A 22,668-nucleotide genomic window follows, 5' to 3' on the forward strand; every position below is an offset into this window, starting at 1 on the left:
CCCGGCTGGCCACAGACGGGCCGGCCTCAGCGGTCGGCGACGAAGACACCGACTCCTGGCACGCCCACGACGCGGCCTTCGGCTTTGAGCGTCAGCATCGCGTTCCGCACGACGATCGCGGAGACGCCGTGGATCTGACAGAGCTGCGAGGTGGAGGGCAGCTTCTCCCCGGGCGACAACTCGCCCGAGGAAATCTGCTTGCGGATGTGCTCGGCAAGCTCAACCCACTTGGGGCTTGGCGGCATAGCGGTACTCCCTGGTCAGCACCGCTATTCGACCACCCCTCGCCTTGTTATCGCAAGTGATAGCTTGACTGCGATAGCTTGTTATCCTAGGCTTCGAACTGACCGGCTCCCTGGTCAGCACCCTTGGAGTTGGTCCTTCCCCTCCGTGCAGAGCGCCCGGTCGGCCGGTCCCCCCGGACGGCCGGGCGTGCCGGAGTCCACTCATGCCAGACGTCTTGAGCGACACCGCGACGGCCCGCAGCACCGCAGCCGAGCCGAGGGAGACCGACGGGAGACACCCGTGGACGAGCAACGCGACCAACCGCGCTTCGTGTCCGAGCAAGACATGGAAGACGCCGACGACATCCTCTTCGCCCATCCCCCGCACCGGGTCACCCGCTGGCTCTGCCACTGCGGCGAGGACTACCCCTGCCCCGAGGCTCGCTTCGCCCTGCTGGTCAAGGCGAATCTGTGAACGCGGGCTGAGCTGAGGACGGCGCAACCGGTGGAGGCGAGCAGCCCGGCGGTCGGCATCGGCGTAGGGCCGCCCCGCCAACGCCGTCGAGGCGACCCCCATCCACTCTGAAGGAGGCATCCCCCATGCGTTTCCTGTTCTGGCGCCGCAAGCCCATACCGACGTTCCCGGTCCCTGGGCAACGGACACCGCTCAACGAGCGGCCAACGTGGACGACCACCCCGACCCAGGTCTTCCCCACGACCGACCCGGGTGGCGCCGGCAACCTCACCCGGGCGCAGCGATGGCGGGCCGGCGGGTGGCGGCAGAACGGCGGCCCACGGTGAATCGGGCGTCCCGGCCGCACCTGCCGATGCGTCCACTATGGCGATGCCGCGCCTGCGGGGTCGAGTGGCCCTGCCAGCCGGCGCGGCTGGCCCTGCTGGTCGAGTACCGCGCCGACCGCACGGCATTGCTGGTCTACCTGAGCACGCTGATGGCCGAGGCCGGTGCCCAGCTCTCCCAACTCAACGGGCACGCCGTACCGGAGAACCTGACCGAACGCTTCCTCACCTGGGCCCGGGCCCGATGACCGCCCTCAGCTGCCCAGCGCCCGCACCTTGGCGATGGTCTCCTGAACGTGCTGCTTCGCCGGCTCGCCGCCCTGCACGGCCTGCGTGAGGGCCTGCCGGTAGGCGTCGATCACCCCGATCAACGGACCGGCCGCGACGCCTTCGAGGGCGCCGGCGACCAGCGCCCGCGCCTCGGCGGCGTCCTGCGCCGCGGCGGCCGTCTTGGCCTTCGCCTCGTCCAGCTTCTCGGCTGCCGCCGCCAGCCTCGCCATGATCTGCGCCGCGCTCACGCGCCCTCCCCTGGTCGGACCGCCCCGGCCGGGTCACGCCGCAGGCCGGTGCTGAATCCTGACACGGCGACGGCCCGGCCGGCACCCGTCAGCCGGCGGCGAGCAGGGCGGCGAGGCGGCGTACCGCGGGGTTGGTGGTGCCGCGGCGCCAAGCGAGTCCGATGTCGACGGTCGGGGTGGGGGCGGTGAACCGGCGCAGTCGTACCCCGGGCACGGTCAGCGCCCGGGCCCGGCCGGCCGGCACGGCCGCGACCATGTCCCCCTCGGCGACCGCGCGCAGCAGTTGCTCGTCGTCGGGCTCCTGGCGGACCAGCCGGAAGCCCCCGCCCGGCCAGATCTGGGCGATCGTGCGGTCGAACATGCCGGGGCCGTTCTCCCGCGGCCACATCACCGCGAGGAGGTCGACCACCTCGGCCCGGTCGAGCCGCCGGCGGCCGGTGGCGAGCGGGTGCCCCGCCGGCACGGCCAGCAGCAGCTCCTCGGTGTCGACGATCCGGCAGGTCAGGCCCGGCTCCGGCACCGGCGGGCGGACGAAGGCCGCGTCGAGGCGGCCGGCGAGCAGGCCGGCGACGTTCGGCGCCGTCCAGCCGGTCTCGGCGACCACCTCCACCTCCGGGTTCTCCGCCCGGAAGTGGGCGATCAGCGCGTCCACCCGGCCGCCCCGCGCCGAGCGGGTGTACGCCAACCGGAGCCGGCCGCCCCGACCACGGACCAGGTCGCGGATCCGGGTGGTGGCGGCGTCCACCTCGGCGAGCAGACGCCGGGCCTCCGCAGCGACCTGCTCCCCCACCTCGGTCAGCGCGCAGCCGTGGCTGTCGCGGCGCAGCAGCGGCACGCCGAGCTGCCGTTCCAGCGCCCGGATCTGCTGGCTGAGCGCCGGCTGGGCGATGCGCAGCCGGGCGGCGGCGCGGGTGAAGTGCAGCTCCTCGGCCAGCACCACGAAGTACCGCCACCGGCGCAGGTCCCCGCCGCCCCGGCCGGCGTCCGGCCGGTCCGCGCCTCCGGTCGGGGTCACCGCCATCCGGCCATCATAGGCGCGGCTTATCGCCGCCGGTCGATCCGGACTTGGACCGCGCCGTCCCGCCGGGGAGACGATTCAGGTCCAGCCGCCCGTCGCGGGCGGCCCGACGTGGGAGGCCTGACCATGACGAACCGGGCGGACGTGCTGGTGGTCGGTGGCGGGATCATCGGGTTGACGGCGGCGGTGCGGCTGCGGGAACGCGGAGCGCGGGTGACCCTGCTGGCCGCCGACGACCCGGCGGACACCGTCTCGGCGGTGGCCGCCGCGGTCTGGTACCCCAGCCACACCGAGGCGGACCCGCGGGTGCTGCGCTGGGCCGCCGAGACCCACGCCGAGCTGGGCCGGCAGGCCGAGGCGGGCGTGCCGGGGGTGGTGGCCCGGCCGACCCGGATGCTGCTGCGGCGGCCGGGGGCGGGCCCGCCCTGGTGGGCGGCGGCGACCGCGGACCTGGTCGCCCGGCCGGGCAGCGGGCCGTACTCGACGGAGCTGCGGTTCACCGCGCCGACGGTGGAGATGCTGCCGTACCTGGGCTGGCTGCGGCAGCGGTTCGCCAGCGCCGGCGGGCGGTTGCTGCGCGGCCGGCTCGACCGGCTCACCGACGGCTTCGCCCTGGCGCCGACGGTCGTCAACGCCACCGGGCTGGCCGCCGGTCGGCTCGCCGACGACCCGGCCGTGCACCCGGCACGGGGGCAGGTCGTGCTGGTCGCGAACCCGGGGTTGACCACCTCGGTCCGGGACGAGGAGAACCCGGCGGGGATCACCTACGTGCACCCGCGCCGGCACGACGTGGTGCTCGGCGGCACGTTCGAGCCGGGCGAGTGGGACACCCGGCCCGACCCGGCCATCTCGGCGGCGATCCGGCGCCGCTGCGTGGCCCTGGTGCCGGAGCTGGCCGCCGCGCCGGTGCTCGCCGAACGGGTCGGGCTGCGACCGGCCCGGCACGGCGGCCCGCGGGTGGCGGTGGCGCCGGAGGGTCCGCCCGGGCGGCGGCTGGTGCACGCCTACGGCCACGGGGGCGCGGGGGTCACCCTCTCGTGGGGCTGCGCGGCCGAGGTGGCCCGGCTGGCGCTGGACGACGCGGATGGCCCTCGGCCGGCTCAGCGCAGCACGCGGAACGCCAGCAGGTAGGCGCAGTAGACCAGCGGCACCAGCAGGACGCAGATCACGAAGCCGAGCGGGACGAACCGCGACGACGGGGCACCGCCGTCGATCACCGGTCGCCCCCAGCGGCCGAGCACCAGGTAGCCGGCGACGAACGACGCCACCGGCAGGCCGGCGCACATCGAGGCGTACAGGGCGCCGAGCCCGACCACCTCCAGGCCGGAGGCGACCACCATGGCCAGCATCAGCACCGCCCCGGCCAGCGCGGCACCGGTGTAGACGGCGGCCGCCCGGGCCAGCGGGGACCAGGTCGGCAGCAGCGCGGGCCGCCGGGCCAGCGCGTCGGCCTGCTGCCCGTGCCGGTCCGCCTCGTCGGCGAGCTGCCGGGCCGCCGCCAGCTCAGCCGCCGGGTCGGCCTCCGGCGCGCGGGGCCCCGGCACCCCGCCGCCCGTCGTGCCGGCGCCCGTCGTCGGCGTCGCGCCGGTCGCCGCCACCGCCACCTGCGGGTACGCCCCGACCCCCGGCCGCCCCGGCGCGGCGGCTGCGCCGCCGGGACCCGTCGCCCCGCCGTGACCGGGACCGAACGGCCCCACCACGGTTGAGGCGGGCCCGGCCGACGGCACCGCCGACCCGGACGCGGCAGCGAGGTCCCCGCCGGGCGCGGCGAAGTCGGCGCCGGGCTGGGCGGCGAAGTCGATGCCGGACGGCGCGGGCCCGGTGTGCGGCGCGGCGGCGAGGTCGGCGCCGGACGGGGCAGGGCCGGCGCCGGACGCGGCGGCACCGATGGCCCGGCCGAGCCGGTCGAGAAGCTGCCGCTGGGCGGCGAGCCGCTGACCGAGCTGGTCGACGGCGGCGTGCAGGGCCCGGCGGCGCTCCGCCTCGGCGGTGGCGGCCCGGTCCGCGCCGCGCCGCTGGCCGGCGAGCTGCCGGGCCAGCGCCGCGTACTCCTCGAACGCCGTCACCGGTCGTCGCCCCCGTCCGGCTCGGGTCCGGAGTGGACGAACGGCACGATCAGCCGGACGCGATGGTCGTGCCGGTCCACCAGCAGCGCCCGGCCGGCGCGCGGGGTGTAGCTGAGGTCGTGCACGCCGAGGTGCAGGCCGAGGTCGGCGCCGGGCACGTTCAGCGCGACCAGGCAGGCGACGTCGTCCCGGTGCTGCGCGCCGCCGAGGTCCTCGGCGAGCCGGCGCAGCCCCCGCCACCAGCCGAGCAGGTGCACCCCGTGGCCGGGCCCCTGGCGCAGCAGGGCCCGCAGGTCGTCGTGGCCGGAGCGGAAGGTGGCCGGGTCGGTGGCACCGAGCGCGGCGGAGGCGGCGTCCACGCCGAACACCACGAGGTAGGTCCGGCGGGCGGCGTCGGCCGGCCCGGACCGTGCTCCGGCGTCGGTGGCGGCCGAGCCGGGCGCCGGACCGGTCGGTGCCCCAGCCGCTGGGCCGGCGGGGCTGCCGCCCGCGGCGGAGGCTCCGGGCTGGTCCGGGGTGGCGACGGCGGCGATGCGGTCCGGCAGGGCGGGCGCGTCGAGGCGTTCGACGGGGTGGCCGGCGTCGGCCAGGGTCATGGCCAGGTCGCCGGCGAGCTCGGCCGTCCCGGCGACGAGCGGGGCGAGCAGGAAGCGGGCGGTGCCCGGGGCGTGCTGCCGGGCCAGGCTGAGGGTGGCCGCCCGGAGCACGTCCGCCCCGGCGGTGGCCGTACCCACCACGGCCAGGTGCCGGCCGGGGGTGGCGTCCAGGGGGAACCCGGCGGCGCTGCCGGCCACGTCGACGGCGCGGCCGACCAGGGCGAGCGGCACGTCGCCGCCCGGTCGCAGCCCGGCCCAGGCGGGGTCGTCGGTCAGCCGCGGCGTCTCGTACCCCCGGAAGACGGCGGGTGGCCGCGCGCCCGCCGGTCGGGCCGCCCACAGCTCGTGGCGGAGGGTGGCCAGGTCCGCGGCGGCGGCGTGCGCGTCGGGGAACCGGACCACGGTGTTCGCGCCCGCCGCGCCGCCGGCCGTGTTGACCACGGCGGAGCCGATCCCGAGTGCCTTCGCCGCGTCGTTCAGCGGGTCCAGCACGCCGCCTCCGCCGGGCAGCGCCACCCGCAGCGGGAACTGGCCGAAGATAGCCTCGGCCCGGCCGTAGAGCGCCTCGACGCCGGTCGTGCTCTGGCTGGCCAGCACCAGGTGCAGGCCGTACGAGCGGCCCTTGCGGGCCAGCTCCTCCAGCAGGTCGACGGCCTGCCGGGCGAGGGCGTCGTTGCCGGCGAAGAGCACCTGGAACTCGTCGACCACGGTGACGATCCGGGGTGGACGGACGCCCGCGGGCAGGTCGGCGAGCTTGGTGACGCCGTGTCGCTTGAGGACGTCGGCCCGCCGGGTCAGCTCCCCGCGCAGCTCCCGCAGCACGGCCACGCCGTACTCGCGGTCGGATTCGATGCCGACCGCGCGGGCGTGCGGCAGCCAGGACGGGTCGCGTTCGGTGGGGACGAACTCGGTGAAGCTCACCCCCTCCTTGAAGTCGAGCAGGAGGAGCTGGAGCTCCGCCGGGGCGTACCGGGCGGCCAGCCCGTAGAGCACGTCGAGCAGGAACACCGTCTTGCCCGCCCCGGTGCGACCCCCGACCAGCCAGTGCGGGGTGGCGTCGTCGAAGGCGACCGTCACCTGCTCCCGACCGGCCCGGCCGAGCACCGTGCGCAGTCCGGGACCGGCCGATTCCGCCCAGCGCCCGGCGGGGAGCAGGTCGGTGAAGCGCAGCGCCTCGGCGCGCCGGGTGGCCGCGGCGAGCCGCGCGCCCAGCGCGGCCACCGAGGCGGCCGGCGGATCCCCGTCGAGCAGCACCGCCGCGGCCAGCCCGCTGCCGTCGGCGCTGTACGGCTGCCCGGGCGGGTCGCCGACCAGCGCGTACCGCTCGTTCAGCCGGAGCTGGGTGGTCGCGCCCAACGGCGGCGGGGCGTCACCCGGGCCGGCCGGCGGGTGACCGGCGATCAGCACGCAGACCGCGGCGTCCGGGCCGGCGTGGGTCAGCGCGGCGAGCCGGGCCAGCTCCCGGGGCGGCGGCGCGGACGCGGCGACGAGCAGCAGCAGCTCCCGGTCGGCCGGGGCGCCGTGCTGGGCGCCGCGGGCGTGCCGCTCCGCCTCGTCGAGGAGGGCGGCCACGTCGGCGGCGGTGGTGGCCGGCGGGGCCAGCACCCCGGCGTCGAGCAGTGGGCGCAGCGGCAGGAAGGCGGCCCCGAAGGCGACCGTGTCGATCCCGGCGACCCGGACCGCGCCGGCCGGGGCGGCGGCGAGCAGCCGCACGACCACCGCCCGCAGCAGTTCACCGACCCGGGGGTCCCGGGCGTCGCAGTCCACCGCGAGGTGGGCGCCGCCGGCCAGCGGCAGCAGCACCGGGAAACCACCGTCCAGAGTGGTGGCCTCACCGACGCGGACCGGCACCGGGGCGGCGGTGAGGTCGGCGGCGCCGGGCGGCGGGCCGGCGAGGTCGGCGGCGACCCGGGCCAGCCAGGCGACCAGCTCCGCGTTGTCGGGGGCCGGCGGTCCGGCGGCGGCGAGCGCCCGGCGGGCGTTCTCCCAGCGCCGTACGGCCTCGCGGTGCGCGGCGATCGCCTGCCCGTACGCCGTCGCGAGCCTGCCCACCCCTTGCCCCCCGACGCCGCCGCGGTCCACGATCGATCCGAACCCTAACGGACCCTCGGCGACTCGGCACGGCGCGCGGCACACCGATGGTTGGTCGACTGTTCACCTGGCTGCCGCCGGCCACGCCGGCGTCGTTGGCCCGGTCCGGATTGCCTGCTCAACGGAACAACAATGGTGAACAGGAAGGCGACGACGTGACCTCCTCCCCCATCTCCCGGCGCGCCGTGCTGCGCGGCGGCGCGGCCGGCGGCCTCGGCATCGTGCTGGCCGGCAACCTGGAAGCGATCGCGGGACCGGCGACCGCCCTGGCCGCCACCCGTCCGGCGGTCGGCTACGGCGAACTGGTGCCGGACCCGGCCGGTCTGCTGGCCCTGCCGCCCGGCTTCTCGTACACGATCGTGGCCCAGGCCGGCGCGACCCTGCTGGAGTCCGGGCAGCCGACGCCGAGCGACGCCGACGGCACGGGGTGCTTCCTCGGCCGCGAGGGCTCGGTGCTGGTCAACAACCACGAGATCGGCGGCAGCGAGCCGTACCCGGTGCCCGCGCTGGCCGGCCTCACCTACGACCCGGGCGCCCGCGGCGGCACCACCACCATCGAGGTGGACCAGCACGGCCGGCGGCTGCGCGAGTACGTCAGCGTGGCCGGCACGCACAACAACTGCGCCGGCGGCATCACCCCGTGGGGCACCTGGCTGACCTGCGAGGAGACCGAGCAGCGGGCCGGCGGGCAATTCCTCAAGGACCACGGGTACGTCTTCGAGGTGGACCCGCACGACCGGGCCGCCAACCAGAACCCGGTGGCGCTGAAGTTCCTCGGCCGCTACTCCCACGAGGCGGTGGCGGTCGACCCGTACACCCACTCGATCTTCCTGACCGAGGACGCGGGCGGGCCGAACGGGCTCTACTTCCGGTGGACGCCGCCGGCGGGCTTCCGCGGCGGCAAGGGCGCGCTGCGGGCGCTGGCGCAGCGGCCCGACGGCGACACCGTGGGCAGCCTCCAGGCGATGAGCTGCTACCTGGGCAGCCAGCACATCGCCGACCTGTCGGAGGCCACCACGCCGGGCACCCGGTACAAGGTGGAGTGGGTGGACGTGCCGGACCGGGACGCGAAGACCGTGTCGGTGCGCAAGCAGTTCACCGACGATCAGGTGACCCGCAGCCGCAAGCTGGAGGGCGCCTGGTGGGCCGACGGCGGGGCCTACTTCGTGGCCAGCTTCGCCCGGCACTCCGACGGCAGCACCAACGAGCACGACGGCCAGGTCTGGTTCTACGACCCGCGGACCGAGACGGTCACGCTGAAGACCATCTTCGGGGTGAACCAGGACCCGGCCGCCGACACCGGCAACTTCGACGGGCCGGACAACATCACCGTCTCCCCGTACGGCGGGGTGATCCTGGCCGAGGACGGCGAGGGGGTGTCCCACCTGGTCGGGGTGACCGCGGAGGGCAAGGCGTTCCCGCTGGCCCGCAACGAGCTCAACGACAGCGAGTTCACCGGCCCGACGTTCAGCGCGGACGGGCAGATCCTCTTCGCCAACATCCAGTCGCCGGGCTACGTCTTCGCGATCACCGGCCCGTGGGGCCGGCCGAGCAACGCGGACGTCGCCGACGCCTGACCACGCCGCGCCACGGCCGGCGGTCCTCACGAGGGGCCGCCGGCCGGCGGTCAGGCCGGCCGGCAGCCCGGGTCGACGTCTTCACCACCTGGCTCTCCACCGCCGGCCGCCCAGAGCTGACCACCGCCACGGCACGGTCGGCCGGCGCTCCGGCGCAGCCGAAGTCCTGGGCGAAGGTGCGCGCCGCGCACCAGCTCCTGGCCCACTGACCGGCACCGGCCGGACGCCCGCTCCCGTAGCAGGCGCCCGGCCGGCCCGTCGGACGGCACTGCCCGTCGGTCGGCACCGCCGTCGGCCGGCGCGGTGGTCCGAGCCGACGCTACGGAGCTGATGTCACCGGTGAATCAGCCGGCCGGGCGGCGGCCGCCTCGATCGCGCGGATGTGCCGGTACGCGATCCAGAGCGGCGGGAACGCGCCGACCGCGAACGACAGGTCGACCAGCGTCCAGAACCAGGGAAGGTCCCGGATCGGCCCGCAGATCAGCGCCAGCGGCACGATCCCGGCGCAGGCGATCATGCCGACCTGGACGACCCAGACGTTGCGCACCGGGTCCCGCAGCGGCCCCCAGAACGCCACCGCGAGCACCAGGTGGGCGAAGGCGAGCCAGTCGGTGCCGTACCGCATGAAGGGATAGCGGTCACCGGTCTCGACCAGTCCGGTGTGGACCCGCTCGATCCAGGAGACCAGCGCCGGCAACTGGCCGGCGAGCGGGTCGAGCGCCCGCAGCAGCCAGCGCACCTCGATCTCCAGCGGAAACGCGGTCACCCCGCTGAGGAAGAGACCGACCACCACGACCCATAGCCACCCGCGCACCCGGCGCAGGCGCTTCTCGATGTCCATGACGGCAGCGTAACGATGATCTTCATGGCGTCCGCTCCCGAAAGTGTCGGACCCGGACACGAGGGTCATGGCCTCGCTCACACCCGAGGAGGACCATGGCCAGGCCGAGCGCCGTCGCCGAGGTGCCGTACGACGCCGACGGCAATCTCATCCACCACGTGGCAGCCGGCGTCCGCCCGGGCGGCGCTCCCCGCACGGGCCCTGCGGCCACACCGTGCCGGGCGACGTCAGTCGGCAGGCGGGCAGTCGACCAGGTGGGCGTCGACCCGGGCCGGGCCGGCCGGCCGGGGGCGACGGCGGGACCGGGGCGGCGCGAAGCCCGCGCAGTCGTGGGCGGCCCGGACCGCTTGGCTGGACGGCAGCCGCCCGGACCCCGGGCGGCGCCCGGCCGGGCGCAGGCCGGGCGGCAGGCTCCCCGCCGGTCGGGCCGTCGCGGCCGGGCGGGCGAACGCGACGGCCGGGGTCGCGGGCAGGACGACGCGGGCGGCCATGGCGGCGACCCGGCGGGCCGGGCGGCGCACGGCGGGCGCGGCCAGCACCAGGGTGACCCGGCGACGCAGCCGGCGGTCGCGCAGCCCGTCGAGGGCCACGCCCGCGGCGGCGGTGGCGATCGCGGTCACCGCGCCGGCCAGCACCAGGGTCTGCCGGGGGCCGGCGTGTTCGGAGAGCCAGCCGAGCAGGGGCGCGCCGACCGCGGCGGAGACCGAGCCGGTGACCGCCAGGGCGGCCAGCACCCGACCGCGCATGGCGTAGTCGGTGTCGAGCTGGGCGCGGGCGCCGACCGTGGTGTCGATGATCACCGCCGCCGCGGCCACGGGGAGGATCACCGCGGCGAAGCTGAGCGTGCCGGGGGCCAGCCCGGCGACGATCTGCAGCACGCTGGCCAGCAGGCCGGCGCCGACCAGCATCCCGTAGCCCAGCTCCCGGCGGCGGGCCGCCACGAGCGCGCCGAGCACCGTGCCGACCGCGAAGACGGTGGAGAGCAGGCCGTAGCCGGACGCCCCGCCGTGCAGCGGGCCGTCGCTCATCGCCGCCATGGTCACCTGGTAGTTGCGGCCCAGGCTGCCCAGCACGAACGACAGCGCCAGCGCGACCAGCACGACCGGCTGGCCCAGCAGGTAGCGGAAGCCGGCCCGGATGCCGCCGTCCGCCGGCTCGCCTGCGGGCCGCTCCCGCTCGCGTACGGCGGAGTCGCCGTCGGCGACCACCGCCTCCGTCGCGGCCTCTCCCCGGTGCAGCTCCCGCTCGCGTACGGCGAACAGGGCCGCGACCACCGCGACGAAGCTGGCCGCGTTGATGGCGAAGAGCAGCGCGGGGCCGACGGCGGCGACCACGACGGCGCCGACGCTCATGCCGAGGATGCGCCCGGCGGAGTTGGTCAGCGAGCCGAGCGCGAGGGCGTTGCCGAGGTTCTCCCGGTCGACCAGGGTCGACGACCAGCGCCCCGACACCGGCCCCTCGATCGCCGACACCGCGCCGGTGACCAGGGCGATCGCGTAGATCGCCGGAAGGCCGCCGACGCCGGTGACGGCGACCACCGCCAGCCCCGCGGCGAGGGTGGCGTGCACGGCCTGGGCGGCGATCAGCAGCGGCTTCGCCGGCAGCCGGTCGGCCAGCGCCCCGCCCCAGACGCTGAGCAGCAGCGTCGGCAGGGCCTGGAGCAGGACGGCCAGGCCCATCGAGGTCGCCGAGCGGGTCTGCGCTAGGACGTACCAGTTGACGCCGAGCACCTGCATCCAGGTCCCGATCACCGATACGAACCCCGCGCCGGCCCAGATCCGGTAGTTCCGGTGGCGCAGCGCGGCGAACGTGGCTCCGAGGGCCACGGCGGCCTCCCCGTTCCGACGACATGACAAAGCCGCACCACGGTCGGTGCGGCAGCCGCCAAGTCTCACCCCAGCTCAAACCTGTTTGCCGCATTCGTGAGCAGGTTCACCGGCTCGGCGGCGCCCCGAGGTGGGCACACCTCACCAGCCGGGTAGCCCCCGCCACGAACCGGACGGGGACGCCGAACACCCCGGCCCGGGACGGGTACGTCCGGACCGGGGTGTTCGGGTCGGGTGGAGCCCCGGGGTCAGCGGGCGGCGAGCGGCTGCCGGGCCGGGTCCACCGGGGCGGGCAGGGTGCCGACCCCGCCCAGGTACGAGTGGATCGCCGCGGCGGCGGCCCGCCCCTCGGCGATGGCCCAGACGATCAGCGAGGCGCCCCGGTGCATGTCGCCGGCGACGAAGACCCCGTCGGCGTCGGTCTGCCAGTCCGGCCGGGCGTCGACCGCGCCGCGGGCGTTGCGGGCCACCCCGAACTGGGTCAGCAGCGGCTGCTCCTCGGTGCCCTCGAAGCCGATCGCCAGCAGCACCAGGTCGGCCGGCAGCTCCCGCTCGGAGCCGGGCAGCGCGGTGACGATCCGCCGGCCGTCCCGCTTCTCCACGCTCACCTCGGCGATCCGGACGCCCTTGACCTGGCCGGTGCCGTCGTCGACGAACTCCTGCACCGCGACGGCGAAGACCCGCTCGCCGCCCTCCTCGTGCGCCGGGTAGTTGCGCAGCACCCACGGCCAGGTGGGCCACGGGTCGCGGTCGGCGTCCCGGCTGGTCGGCGGCTCCGGGTAGAGGTCGAGCTGGTGGACGCCGGCCGTGCCCTGCCGGTGGGCCACGCCGAGGCAGTCGGCGGCGGTGTCGCCACCACCGATGATCACCACGTGCTTGCCTGCCGCGTCGATCGGCGTGCCGTCGGGGAGCACGGCGAGGGCCGGCCGGCCCTCCCCGGCCGCGGCCACCACCCGGTTGGCGGCGACCAGGTGGGACATCGCCTGGTGCACCCCGCGCAGCTGCCGGCCCGGCGTCTCCGGGGTGTCCCGGCCCTGCAGCGCGCCGCAGGCCAGCAGCACCGCGTCGTGCTCGGCGCGCAGCTGCTCGGCGGTGACGTCGACGCCGACGTCGACCCCGGTGCGGAACCGCACGCCCTCGGCGGCGAGCTGGGCCAACCGCTTGTCGATGTGCTGCTTCTCCAGCTTGAAGTCGGGGATGCCGTACCGGAGCAGGCCACCCAGGGCGTCGTCCCGCTCGTACACCGTGACGGCGTGACCGGCGCGGGCGAGCTGCTGCGCGGCGGCGAGCCCGGCGGGCCCGGAGCCCACCACGGCGACCGACCGACCGGTCGGCGCCGGCACCGGGCGGGGCCGCAGCCCGCCGCGGGCCACCGCCGCGTCGGCGATCTCCACCTCGACCTGCTTGATGGTGACCGGTTCCCCGCCACCGATGCCGAGCACGCAGGCGGCCTCGCAGGGCGCCGGGCAGAGCCGGCCGGTGAACTCGGGGAAGTTGTTGGTGGCGTGCAGCGAGTCCACCGCGGCGTCCCAGTTGCCGGTGCGGACCAGGTCGTTCCAGTCCGGGATTCGATTCCCAAGAGGGCACCCGGCAGTGTCGCTCTGGCAGAACGGGATGCCGCAGTCCATGCACCGGGTCGCCTGCTCGCGGATCAGCTCCTCGCCGGCCGGCGGGTAGACCTCCCGCCAGTCGGAGATCCGCACCGGCACCGGGCGGCGCGCCGGCAGCCGCCGGTTGTAGCGCAGGAAACCGTTCGGGTCAGGCACGAGCCACCTCCTGGGCGGCCGCCCGCGGGGCGGGCGGCACCGGCATGGACGAAGCGGAAGGCGCCGACTGCGGTGTCGGGGCGGCGTGCGCCGCCAATGCGCTCATCACCGCGTCGTCGACGTCACGGCCGGCGGCTTCGGCGGCCCGCATGATCTCCAGCACCCGGCGGTAGTCCCGGGGCACCACGGCGGTGAACTCCTCCACCGCCTCCGGCCAACGCTTCAACAGCTCCTCGGCGACCGCCGAGTCGGTCTCGGCGAAGTGTCGCTGCACCAGCTCGTGCAGCCGGTCCCGCTCCTCGGCGCGCAGCGGCGACAGGTCGACCAGCTCGGCGTTGACCCGCGCCCGGTCGAGCCGCCAGACGAACGCGGTGCCGCCGGACATGCCGGCGGCGAAGTTGCGCCCGGTCTCGCCGAGCACCACCACCGTGCCGCCGGTCATGTACTCGCAGCCGTGGTCGCCGACGCCCTCGACAACGGCCACCGCGCCCGAGTTGCGCACCGCGAAGCGCTCCCCGACCCGGCCGCGCAGGAAGACCTCGCCGCCGGTCGCGCCGTACAGGATGGTGTTGCCGGCGATGATCTGGTCCTCGGCCCGATCCCCCGGCCCGGCCTCGCCGTCGACGAACGGCGCGGCGGTGTCCGGGCGGACGATGAGCCGGCCGCCGGAGAGGCCCTTGCCGACGTAGTCGTTGGCGTCGCCGTGCAGCCGCAGGGTTACCCCGCGCGGCAGGAACGCGCCGAACGACTGGCCGGCGGTGCCGTGCAGCAGGAACTCGATGGTGTCCTCCGGCAGGCCCGCGCCGCCGAAGCGGCGGGTCACCTCGCCGCCGAGCATCGCGCCGACGCTGCGGTGCTCGTTGCGCACCGCCACCTCGACCCGGACCGGCGTGCGGTCGCGCAGCGCCGGCTCGGCCAGCGCGATCAGCTCGTTGTCCAGGGCCAGCTCCAGGCCGTGGTCCTGGGCCCGGATCCCGCGCCGCGCGGCGTCCGCCGGCAGCTCCGGCAGCTCCGGCAGCTGGAGTACGGGCGACAGGTCCAGCCCGTGCCCCTTCCAGTGGTCGATCGCCGGGGTGAGGTCGAGCAGCTCGGTCTGCCCGATCGCCTCCTCGACGGAGCGGAAGCCCAGCTCGGCCAGGTAGCCGCGGACCTCCTCGGCGAGGAAGAGGAAGAAGTTCTCCACGAACTCCGGCCTGCCGTTGAACCGCTCGCGCAGCACCGGATTCTGGGTGGCGATGCCGACCGGACAGGTGTCCAGGTGGCAGACCCGCATCATCACGCAGCCCTCGACGATCAGCGGGGCGGTGGCGAAGCCGAACTCCTCCGCGCCGAGCAGCGCCGCGATGAGCACGTCCCGGCCGGTCTTGAGCTGGCCGTCGACCTGCACGGTGACCCGGTCGCGGAGCTTGTTGAGCAGCAGCGTCTGCTGCGCCTCGGCCAGGCCCAGCTCCCAGGGGGTGCCGGCGTGCTTGAGCGAGTTGAGCGGGGACGCGCCGGTGCCGCCGTCGTGGCCGGAGATCAGGATGACGTCGGCCTTCAGCTTGGCCACGCCCGCCGCGACGGTGCCCACGCCGACCTCGCTGACCAGCTTGACGTGCACCCGGGCGGCCGGGTTGACGCACTTCAGGTCGTGCACGAGCTGGGCGAGGTCCTCGATGGAGTAGATGTCGTGGTGCGGCGGCGGGGAGATCAGGCCGACGCCCGGGGTGGCGTGCCGGGTCCGGGCGATCCACGGCCAGACCTTGTTGCCGGGGAGCTGGCCGCCCTCGCCGGGCTTCGCGCCCTGGGCCATCTTGATCTGGAGGTCGTCGGCGTTGACCAGGTATTCGCTCGTCACGCCGAACCGGCCGCTGGCGATCTGCTTCACCGCGGATCGGCGGGCCGGGTCGTGCAGCCGGTCGACGTCCTCGCCGCCCTCGCCGGTGTTGGACTTGCCGCCGAGCCGGTTCATCGCGATGGCGAGGGTCTCGTGCGCCTCCGCCGAGATCGACCCGTACGACATGGCGCCGGTGGCGAACCGCTTGACGATCTCGCTGGCCGGCTCCACCTCGTCCAGCGGCACCGGCGGGCGCACCCCGGCACGCAGGGTGAACAGACCGCGCAGCGAACCCGCCTGCGCGGCCAGCTCGTCGACCTTGGCGGTGTACTGCCGGAAGACGTCGTACTGACGGCTGCGGGTGGCGTGCTGGAGCAGGAAGACCGTCTCCGGGTTGAACAGGTGCAGCTCGCCCTCGCGGCGCCACTGGTACTCGCCGCCGACCTCCAGCCGGTCGGAGCTCTCCGCGCCGGGGGCGGGCCAGGCCAGGGCGTGCCGGGCGGCCACCTCGGCGTGGATCTCGTTCAGCCCGATGCCGCTGATCTTGCTGGGGGTGCCGCGGAAGTAGCGCTCGACCAGCCGGGTGTCCAGGCCGACCGCCTCGAAGACCTGCGCGCCGCAGTACGACGAGACCGTCGAGATGCCCATCTTCGACATGATCTTCAGGACGCCCTTGCCGAGCGCCTTGACGTAGTTCCGGACGGCCTTGGCCGGCTCCATGCCGACCAGCGCGCCGGTGGAGATCATGTCCTCGACCGACTCGAAGGCCAGGTAGGGGTTCACCGCCGCCGCGCCGTAGCCGATCAGCACGGCCGCGTGGTGCACCTCCCGGCAGTCGCCGGACTCCACGATCAGCGCCACCTGGGTCCGCGTCTGCTCGCGGACCAGGTGCTGGTGCACCGCCGCGGTGAGCAGCAGCGACGGGATCGGCGCCAGGTCGGCGTTGGAGTCCCGGTCGGAGAGGACCAGGATGCGCACCCCGTCCTCGATCGCCTCGGAGACGTGCCGGCAGATCTCGGTCAGCCGGGCCTTGATGCCGGCGCCGCCGTCGCGGATCCGGTAGAGCCCGGAGACCCGGACCGCCTTGAAGCCGGGCAGGTCGCCGTCCTCGTCGATGGAGAGGATCTTGGCCAGCTCGTCGTTGTCGATCACCGGGTACGGCAGCACGATCTGCCGGCAGCTCGCCGGGCCCGGGTCGAGCAGGTTGCCCTCCGGCCCGATGGTCGAGGCAAGGCTGGTCACCAACTCCTCCCGGATGGCGTCCAGCGGCGGGTTGGTGACCTGGGCGAAGAGCTGGTGGAAGTAGTCGTAGAGCAGCCGCGGCCGGGTGGACAACGGGGCGATCGGGGTGTCCGTGCCCATCGAGCCGATCGGCTCCGCGCCGGCCCGGGCCATCGGCGCGAGCAGGATCTTCAGCTCCTCCTCGGTGTAGCCGAAGGTCTGCTGGCGGCGGCGGACCGAGTCGTGGGTGTAGACGATGTGCTCGCGCGGCGGCAGGTCACCCAGCTCGATCAGGCCGGCGTGCAGCCACTCGTCGTACGGCCGCTCGGCGGCCAGCTCGGCCTTGATCTCGTCGTCGGAGACGATCCGGTGGTTGACCGTGTCGACCAGGAACATCTTCCCCGGCTGGAGCCGCCCCTTGGCGACCACCCGGGCCGGGTCGAGGTCGAGCACACCCGCCTCGCTGCCGAGCACCACGAGCCCGTCCTCGGTACGCCACCAGCGACCGGGGCGCAGCCCGTTGCGGTCCAGCACCGCGCCGACGATCTCGCCGTCGGTGAAGGCGACCGAGGCGGGGCCGTCCCACGGCTCCATCAGGCTGGCGTGGAAACGGTAGAAGGCGCGCTTGTCGGCGCGCATGTCCAGGTCGTTCTCCCAGGCCTCCGGGATCATCATCAGCACCGCGTGCGGCAGGCTCCGGCCGGACAGGTGCAGCAGCTCCAGCACCTCGTCGAAGTTGGCCGAGTCGGAGGCGGCGGGGGTGCAGACGGGGAAGATCCGGCGGATGTTGCCGGGCAGGTTCGGGCTGCGCAGCAGCGCCTCGCGGGCCTGCATCCAGTTCCGGTTGCCGCGGATCGTGTTGATCTCGCCGTTGTGCGCGATGAACCGGTACGGGTGGGCCAGCGGCCAGGACGGGAAGGTGTTGGTGGAGAAGCGCGAGTGCACCAGGGCGATCGCGCTGACCACCCGGGAGTCGGTCAGCTCCGGGAAGTACGCCGGGAGCTGGTCCGGGGTGAGCATTCCCTTCCAGACCATGGTCCGCCCCGACAGCGACGGGAAGTACGCCGGCACGCCCCGCTCGGCGGTCTCCCGCTCGGCCTGCTTGCGCACGCAGAACGCCACCCGGTCCAGGTCCAGCCCGGCGAGCGGGGACCCGCCCGGGCCGGCCGGCGAGTCGGTCAGCCGGTGCGCGGCGAGGAAGAGCTGCCGGACCCGGGGCATCGCCGCGAGCGCGGTCTCGCCGAGGCCGCTCGGGTCGGTGGGTACGTCCCGCCAGCCGAGCACGTCGGCTCCCTCGACCAGGGCGTACTTCTCGATCACCCGGCGGGCGCGGGCCTCGGCGGCGTCGTCGTCGGGGAGGAAGACCAGGCCGGTCGCGTACTGGCCGGCGGGCGGCAGCGGGAAGTCGACCACGGCGCGCAGGAACGCGTCCGGCACCTGGATCATGATCCCGGCGCCGTCACCGGTGTTGTGCTCCGCGCCCCGGGCGCCCCGGTGGTCCAGCCGGCAGAGCGCGCCGAGACCGTTCGCGACAACCTCGTGCGACCGGCGTCCGTGCAGGTCCGCCACGAAGGCCACGCCGCACGCGTCGTGCTCCTGCGCGGGGTCGTAGAGGCCCGTCGCGGGCGGGGCCGACTGCGGGCTGAGAGGGTACGGAAAGGCCACCGGGCCTCCTGTCGTCACTCAGGTTGGATCATGGTCGGGACGACGTCGGCCCTTGTGGGTTTATTGAGTCTACGTTAGGGCGTGCCGCGCAAGGCCAGTTCGGATTGATCACACTTCCAGAATCTGGGACGTGTAGTCTCGCGCGGTGGATGTCGTACGCGCTGCGCTGTTCGACCGCTTGGAGACCTTCTACGACGCGGTGCCCCGCGACGGGGCCCGCACGGAGGAGTACGGCGCCCTGGTCCTCTTCGTCCGGGACGGCCTCGGCTGGCCGTTCTACGCCCGCCCCCGGCTCGACGCCACCACGCCACCGTCGCTGGCCGACGTGACCGCCGTCCGGACCCGCCAGCGGGAGCTCGGGCTGCCCGAAACGTTCGAGTGGGTGCACGAGGTCACCCCCGACCTGCTCGCGGTGGCCCGCTCCGCCGGGCTGAGCGTGCTGGAGGCGCCGCTGATGGTGCTCGACCCGGCCGGCCTGCCGGACCCGGGGACGCTCAGCGACGTACCGGTGCGGGTCCTCGACCCCGGCTCCCCCGGCTTCGCCGCCGACGTGGCGATCCGCCGGGCCGTCGCGGCGGTCGGGTTCTCGAACGGCGGCACCGCCCGTGGCGACGCCGGACCGGCGGAACGCGACGCGACGGTGGCCCGGCTCGACGTGGCCGCGCTCGAGGAGGAGGGCGCCCGGATCGCGGACGGCCGGCGGATCTCGGTGCTCGCGGAGACCGCCGACGAGGGGGCGCTGGCCAGCGGGATGGCGATGCGGGTCGGCGACGTCGCGGAGATCGCCGGGGTGGCCACCCTGCCGGTCGCCCGCCGCCGTGGCCTCGGCGCGGCGGTCACCGCCACCCTGGCCCGTGAGCTGCGCGCCGCCGGCACCGATCTGATCTTCCTCTCCGCCGGCAGCGAGGAGATCGCGCGGGTCTACCTGAGGGTCGGCTTCCGCCGCGTCGGCACCGCCTGCATCGCCGAACCGGCCGCCCTCATCGGCTGACCGGCCCCCCGAACCCGTCGTGGTGAGCGGAGGCGTCCGGGCTCAGGCGGGCGGGTGCCACTGGGCGGCGGCGGAGGCGGCGGTGCTGCGCAGCCGGGGGCTGATCGTGCCGAGGGCGGCGTCGCGGGCCCGCAGGGCCAGGCGGCCGCGGGTCTGCAGCACCGCGGACATCCGGCGGGTCTGCCGGACCATGGTCGCCGCGCGGGGGCGACGCAACCGGTCGTACGCCTGCACGGCGTCCGGCAGTCGCGACTCGCGCAGCAGCGAGGCGAGCGTGGCGGCGTCCTCAAAGGCGAGGCAGGCGCCCTGCCCGAGGTGCGGCGGCATGGCGTGCGCGGCGTCGCCGAGCAGCACCACGCCGCCCGGGCCGGCCGGGAAGCCGTACGCCCGGGGCAGCGGACGCAGCTCGCGGATCTCCTGCTGGACCAGGTCGGCGGGGTCGGTCGCGTCGAGCAGCTCGGCGATCGGCGCGGGCCAGCCGGCGTACCAGCGCTTGAGCAGGGCGAGCTGGGTCTCCGGCGGCTCGGGGCGGGGCGCCCCCGCGGCGGTGGCCACCCAGTAGATGCCGCCCCGGCTGGAGCCGCCCGCCGTGCCCCGCTCACCGAGCGAGGCGGCCACGAAGCGATAACCGGCGCCCAGCGTCTCCCCGCCCACGGGCTGGTCGGCGGGGAGCTTCGGCGCCCGGTACCAGGGGATCACCGCGCGCCAGGCGGCGCAGCCGGAGCTGACCACCCCCGCTTCCGGGGCGAGCTGGCGGCGGATCTCGCTGTCGGTGCCGTCGGCGGCGACCACCAGGTCCGCCTCGACGGTGTGCCGGCCGTCGCCGACCGCCGGGCGTTCGCCGGGGACCGCGCGGACCGTCCGGACGGCCACCCCGGTCCGCAGCTCGACCCGGTCACCGAGGCCGGCGATCAGCGCGTCGTGCAGGTCCTCCCGGTGCACCACCACCGGCATCCGCTCCGCCGGCGTCGCGCGGGGCTGCACCAGCCAGTGCCCGTCCGGACGGCGGACGCCGCCGTCGGCCAGCGGCGTGGCGATCGCGTCCAGGCCCGCGCCGAGGCCCAGGGCGCGCAGCGCGCGTACCCCGTTGGGCCAGAGCACGAGGGCGGTCGGTTCCGGGCGGACCCGGTCGGCCCGTTCGAGGAGGCTGACCCGCCACCCGGACCGGGCCAGCGCGCCGGCCGCCGCCAGCCCGCCGAGCCCGGCGCCGACCACCACCGCGGTACGCATCGCCGCCCCGCTCAGCTGTCCCGGTCGGCGGGGCGGGCGCCGGCCGCGCCGGCCCGGTCGTCCGGCTCGGTCCGCTCGTCCGACTCGGCCCGGTCGTCCGGCTCAGTCCGCTCGGCCCGGTCGTCCGACTCGGCCCGGTCGTCGGGGTCCGCGACGGCCGTGCCGTCGCCCTCGGTCCCGTCCTCGGGCGTGGTCTCCGTCGGCTCGTCGGGCACCGCGCCGGTCTCCTGGTACGCGCGGAACTGCTCCTCGCTGACCACCCGGTAGCCCTCCGGCGCGACCGCCCGCGGCCCGGCCTCCCGGGCGGAGAGGTCGACCTGCGACACGTCGCCGCCCGCTGGCGGGACCGGCGTCGCCGGCGTGCCGACCGGGATGAGGTACTCCCGCGGGCCGCGGACCCGGAGGAAGTAGATCAGCGCGCCGAGGAAGACCAGCGCCGCGGTCCAGACGTTGAGCCGCAGGCCGAGGATGTGGTTCGCCTCGTCGGTGCGCATCAGCTCGATCCAGAACCGGCCCACGGTGTAGCCCATCACGTAGAGCGCGAACGCCCGGCCCTTGCCGAGCCGCAGCTTCCGGTCGAGGACGAGGACCAGCGCGGCGACGCCGATGTTCCAGAGCGCCTCGTAGAGGAAGGTCGGGTGGTAGAGCCCCGGCAGGAGGACCGCGTTGCCGGCGTCGTCACGCAGCGCGTGCCCGGGGTTGTCCGGGTCCATCACGTGGACCTCGAGCCCCCAGGGCAGGGAGGTGCGGCCGCCGTACAGCTCGTTGTTGAACCAGTTGCCGAACCGGCCCACGGCCTGGGCCAGCGGCAGGCCCGGCGCCAGCGCGTCGGCGACCACGGCGAACGGGATGCCGAGCTGCCGGGCGGCGATCCAGGCGCCGAGCGCGCCACCGGCGACGGCGCCCCAGATGCCGAGACCGCCCTCCCAGATGGCGAACGCTTTGAGCGGCTGCCCGTCGGCGCCGAAGTACTTCTCAGGCGAGGTGATGACGTGGTAGATCCGGGCGCCGATGATGCCGGTGGGCACCGCCCAGACGGCGATGTCGAGCACCGCGCCCGGTGCGACGCCGCGCTGGCGCAGCCGACGCTCGGTGACCAGGCAGGCCACCACGATGCCGACGATGATGCAGAGGGCGTACGCCCGGATCGGAACCGGTCCGAGCTGCCAGACGGCGGTGCTGGGGCTGGGCAGGGCCGCCAGGGGGGTCATCGGGGCGTGGGTCACGGGTGCACACGCTACCGGTGCGGGCCGGCTCCGCGGCACCCCGGTCCGGTCGGCTTCGCCGGCCGGCTGACTTCTGGTTTGCGCGGTCGTAGGCTCTTTGTCCATGAGCGCGCTCACCTGGGCGGTCGCGGCGGTCGTCAGCGACGACGCCGGTCGGGTGCTGCTCTGCCGGCAGGGCCGGGGCGAGCGACGCTGGGGGCTACCCGGCGGGCGGCTGCGCCGGGACGAGAGCCCCGCGGCGGCGGTGCTCCGGAACATCCACGCGGAGACCGGCTGGGAGATCCGGGTCGTCGACCTGGTGGGCCTCTACCGGCTCGGCGACCCGAGCGCTCCGCCGCCCGCCGCGGGCCGGTGTGGGCCGCTGCCGGACGTGCTGGTGCACGTCTTCCGCGCCCGGGTGACCGGCGGGACGCCGACGGGAGACCCGGTGGGCGGCTGCCACCTGGGCTGGCACGCCCCGGCCGAGCTGCCGAACGCCGTCACCCCGATCACCCGGGCGGCCGTCGCCGACGCGCTGGCCGGCCGGTCTGGGGTGCTGCGGGACGCCGGGCGGGAGCTGGCCCGACCGGCGGCCGCCCCGTCCGCCGTCGGGGGCGACGGAGGTCCCGGCGGGCGAGGCCAGGGCGGCGACCTCGTCGCGCCCGGGCAACGTCCCGAGCCGGACGACACCCCGATCGCCCGACGCTGAGCCCTCGCCGCCCGCGTTGCCGCCGTCGCCGCCGCCGTCGCCGTCGTCGCTGTCGCCGCCGTCGTCGCTGTCGCCGCCGCCATCGCCGTCGTCGCTGTCGCTGTCGCCGCCGTCGTCGCCGTCGCCGTCGCCTATGCCCGGCGCCCCCTATGAAGCTGATGTCGCAAACGATTCAACGGGCAGCCAGCTCGCCGTCCAGCTCAAGATCCGCACAGTTTCTCGCAAGGAGTGAGCTCGGCGCGGGAAAGCCGCTCTTCCCCGGAAGCTGCGGCCTCGTCACGGGCCTGCGCCGTGCGGGCAGCGCGGTGCGGGGGTGCGCTGCGGACCTGACTGCGGGGCCGCACGGGGCGTGGAACGCCGGCCGTGCGGACGCGGCTGGTTCCGAGCGACACCACCGGAAGGGTGCGCACCCCTGGCGGCGCCGGCCGGGCTGAGTCATCTGCGACATCAGCTCCGTAGCGTCCGTCAGCGAATACCGCCGTCGGGGCGCGGCGGGACGAAGCAGGGCCC

Annotated in this window: 18 protein-coding genes; 7 read left to right on the forward strand and 11 right to left on the reverse strand. The window is 75.6% G+C overall.

Annotated features, from left to right (window positions below; genetic code table 11):
- Positions 1-26 precede the first annotated feature (26 nt).
- The gene (locus tag EV384_RS29030) at positions 27-245 is read right to left on the reverse strand and encodes a winged helix-turn-helix domain-containing protein (RefSeq protein ID WP_130338283.1); all 219 of its coding nucleotides are present in this window, start codon (positions 243-245) and stop codon (positions 27-29) included.
- A 310-nt stretch (positions 246-555) separates the two neighbouring features.
- Between EV384_RS29030 and EV384_RS35160 the strand changes: the two genes are divergently transcribed.
- From EV384_RS35160 to EV384_RS29035, 3 genes are all read left to right on the forward strand, one after another.
- Positions 556-699: a hypothetical protein gene (locus EV384_RS35160; RefSeq protein WP_165440107.1), complete on the forward strand. Its 144-nt coding sequence runs from the start codon at positions 556-558 to the stop codon at positions 697-699.
- 125 nt (positions 700-824) lie between these two features.
- Positions 825-1,025, forward strand: coding sequence for a hypothetical protein (locus EV384_RS35165; RefSeq protein WP_165439839.1), 201 nt, complete (start codon positions 825-827; stop codon positions 1,023-1,025).
- Positions 1,022-1,270, forward strand: a complete 249-nt coding sequence (locus tag EV384_RS29035) for a flavin reductase (RefSeq protein ID WP_242624347.1) — start codon at positions 1,022-1,024, stop codon at positions 1,268-1,270. Before EV384_RS35165 ends, EV384_RS29035 begins: the two co-directional genes overlap by 4 nt.
- 6 nt (positions 1,271-1,276) lie before the next feature.
- Here the strand turns inward: EV384_RS29035 and EV384_RS29040 are convergent, their stop codons facing one another.
- A complete protein-coding gene (locus tag EV384_RS29040; protein ID WP_130338287.1) occupies positions 1,277-1,540 on the reverse strand; it encodes a DUF6244 family protein in 264 nt (87 codons plus the stop codon).
- Positions 1,541-1,628: 88 nt separating this feature from the next.
- Positions 1,629-2,561 carry a LysR family transcriptional regulator gene (locus EV384_RS29045; protein ID WP_130338289.1) on the reverse strand — a complete coding sequence of 311 codons (933 nt, stop codon included), beginning with the start codon at positions 2,559-2,561 and terminating at the stop codon, positions 1,629-1,631.
- Positions 2,562-2,684: 123 nt separating this feature from the next.
- Between EV384_RS29045 and EV384_RS29050 the strand changes: the two genes are divergently transcribed.
- Entirely contained in the window at positions 2,685-3,689 is a 1,005-nt protein-coding gene (locus tag EV384_RS29050; RefSeq protein WP_207232505.1) for an FAD-dependent oxidoreductase, read from the forward strand.
- Here EV384_RS29050 and EV384_RS36545 read toward each other — a convergent pair.
- Positions 3,659-4,624, reverse strand: a complete 966-nt coding sequence (locus tag EV384_RS36545; RefSeq protein WP_242624348.1) for a hypothetical protein — start codon at positions 4,622-4,624, stop codon at positions 3,659-3,661. The genes EV384_RS29050 and EV384_RS36545 overlap by 31 nt on opposite strands.
- Entirely contained in the window at positions 4,621-7,272 is a 2,652-nt protein-coding gene (locus EV384_RS29060; protein WP_130338291.1) for an FtsK/SpoIIIE domain-containing protein, read from the reverse strand. Before EV384_RS29060 ends, EV384_RS36545 begins: the two co-directional genes overlap by 4 nt.
- A gap of 194 nt (positions 7,273-7,466) precedes the next feature.
- On the opposite strand from EV384_RS29060, the gene EV384_RS29065 reads away from it, so the two are divergent.
- On the forward strand, positions 7,467-8,888 hold the full coding sequence (locus EV384_RS29065; protein ID WP_130338293.1) for an alkaline phosphatase PhoX: 1,422 nt from the start codon (positions 7,467-7,469) through the stop codon (positions 8,886-8,888).
- 319 nt (positions 8,889-9,207) lie between these two features.
- Here EV384_RS29065 and EV384_RS29070 read toward each other — a convergent pair whose 3' ends face one another.
- The 4 genes from EV384_RS29070 to gltB all read right to left on the reverse strand — a co-directional run bounded on the left by EV384_RS29070 (position 9,208) and on the right by gltB (position 18,023).
- Positions 9,208-9,729, reverse strand: coding sequence for a hypothetical protein (locus tag EV384_RS29070; RefSeq protein ID WP_130338295.1), 522 nt, complete (start codon positions 9,727-9,729; stop codon positions 9,208-9,210).
- 227 nt (positions 9,730-9,956) lie between these two features.
- Positions 9,957-11,555, reverse strand: a complete 1,599-nt coding sequence (locus tag EV384_RS29075; protein WP_242624349.1) for an MFS transporter — start codon at positions 11,553-11,555, stop codon at positions 9,957-9,959.
- 248 nt (positions 11,556-11,803) lie between these two features.
- Complete coding sequence (locus EV384_RS29080; protein ID WP_130338297.1) at positions 11,804-13,321, reverse strand: glutamate synthase subunit beta; 1,518 nt, start codon at positions 13,319-13,321, stop codon at positions 11,804-11,806.
- Positions 13,314-18,023: a glutamate synthase large subunit gene (gene gltB, locus EV384_RS29085; RefSeq protein WP_130338299.1), complete on the reverse strand. Its 4,710-nt coding sequence runs from the start codon at positions 18,021-18,023 to the stop codon at positions 13,314-13,316. The genes EV384_RS29080 and gltB overlap by 8 nt, the downstream gene beginning before the upstream one ends.
- Before the next feature lie 145 nt (positions 18,024-18,168).
- Here gltB and EV384_RS29090 point away from each other — a divergent pair, with 145 nt between their 5' ends.
- Positions 18,169-19,014, forward strand: a complete 846-nt coding sequence (locus EV384_RS29090) for a GNAT family N-acetyltransferase (RefSeq protein ID WP_130338301.1) — start codon at positions 18,169-18,171, stop codon at positions 19,012-19,014.
- Positions 19,015-19,056: 42 nt separating this feature from the next.
- On the opposite strand, the gene EV384_RS29095 is transcribed toward EV384_RS29090, so the two are convergent.
- Together EV384_RS29095 and lgt are read right to left on the reverse strand one after the other, a co-directional pair.
- Complete coding sequence (locus tag EV384_RS29095; RefSeq protein ID WP_130338303.1) at positions 19,057-20,244, reverse strand: FAD-dependent oxidoreductase; 1,188 nt, start codon at positions 20,242-20,244, stop codon at positions 19,057-19,059.
- Positions 20,245-20,255: 11 nt separating this feature from the next.
- Positions 20,256-21,470: a prolipoprotein diacylglyceryl transferase gene (gene lgt, locus EV384_RS29100; protein ID WP_423202925.1), complete on the reverse strand. Its 1,215-nt coding sequence runs from the start codon at positions 21,468-21,470 to the stop codon at positions 20,256-20,258.
- A gap of 103 nt (positions 21,471-21,573) precedes the next feature.
- On the opposite strand from lgt, the gene EV384_RS29105 reads away from it, so the two are divergent.
- Positions 21,574-22,158 carry an NUDIX hydrolase gene (locus EV384_RS29105; RefSeq protein ID WP_130338305.1) on the forward strand — a complete coding sequence of 195 codons (585 nt, stop codon included), beginning with the start codon at positions 21,574-21,576 and terminating at the stop codon, positions 22,156-22,158.
- The last annotated feature ends 510 nt before the right edge of the window (positions 22,159-22,668 follow it).

It is taken from the genome of Micromonospora kangleipakensis, from assembly GCF_004217615.1.
In the GTDB taxonomy this organism is placed as follows: Bacteria; Actinomycetota; Actinomycetes; order Mycobacteriales; family Micromonosporaceae; genus Micromonospora; species Micromonospora kangleipakensis.

What these genes read in the sequence shown, in the direction of transcription:
- EV384_RS29045 (WP_130338289.1), bottom strand. Translation starts at nt 2,561, where the DNA reads ATGGCGGTGACCCCGACCGGAGGCGCGGACCGGCCGGACGCCGGCCGG.
- EV384_RS35165 (WP_165439839.1), top strand. Translation starts at nt 825, where the DNA reads ATGCGTTTCCTGTTCTGGCGCCGCAAGCCCATACCGACGTTCCCGGTC.
- EV384_RS29095 (WP_130338303.1), bottom strand. Translation starts at nt 20,244, where the DNA reads ATGCGTACCGCGGTGGTGGTCGGCGCCGGGCTCGGCGGGCTGGCGGCG.
- EV384_RS29050 (WP_207232505.1), top strand. Translation starts at nt 2,685, where the DNA reads ATGACGAACCGGGCGGACGTGCTGGTGGTCGGTGGCGGGATCATCGGG.
- EV384_RS29105 (WP_130338305.1), top strand. Translation starts at nt 21,574, where the DNA reads ATGAGCGCGCTCACCTGGGCGGTCGCGGCGGTCGTCAGCGACGACGCC.
- EV384_RS29030 (WP_130338283.1), bottom strand. Translation starts at nt 245, where the DNA reads ATGCCGCCAAGCCCCAAGTGGGTTGAGCTTGCCGAGCACATCCGCAAG.
- EV384_RS29070 (WP_130338295.1), bottom strand. Translation starts at nt 9,729, where the DNA reads ATGGACATCGAGAAGCGCCTGCGCCGGGTGCGCGGGTGGCTATGGGTC.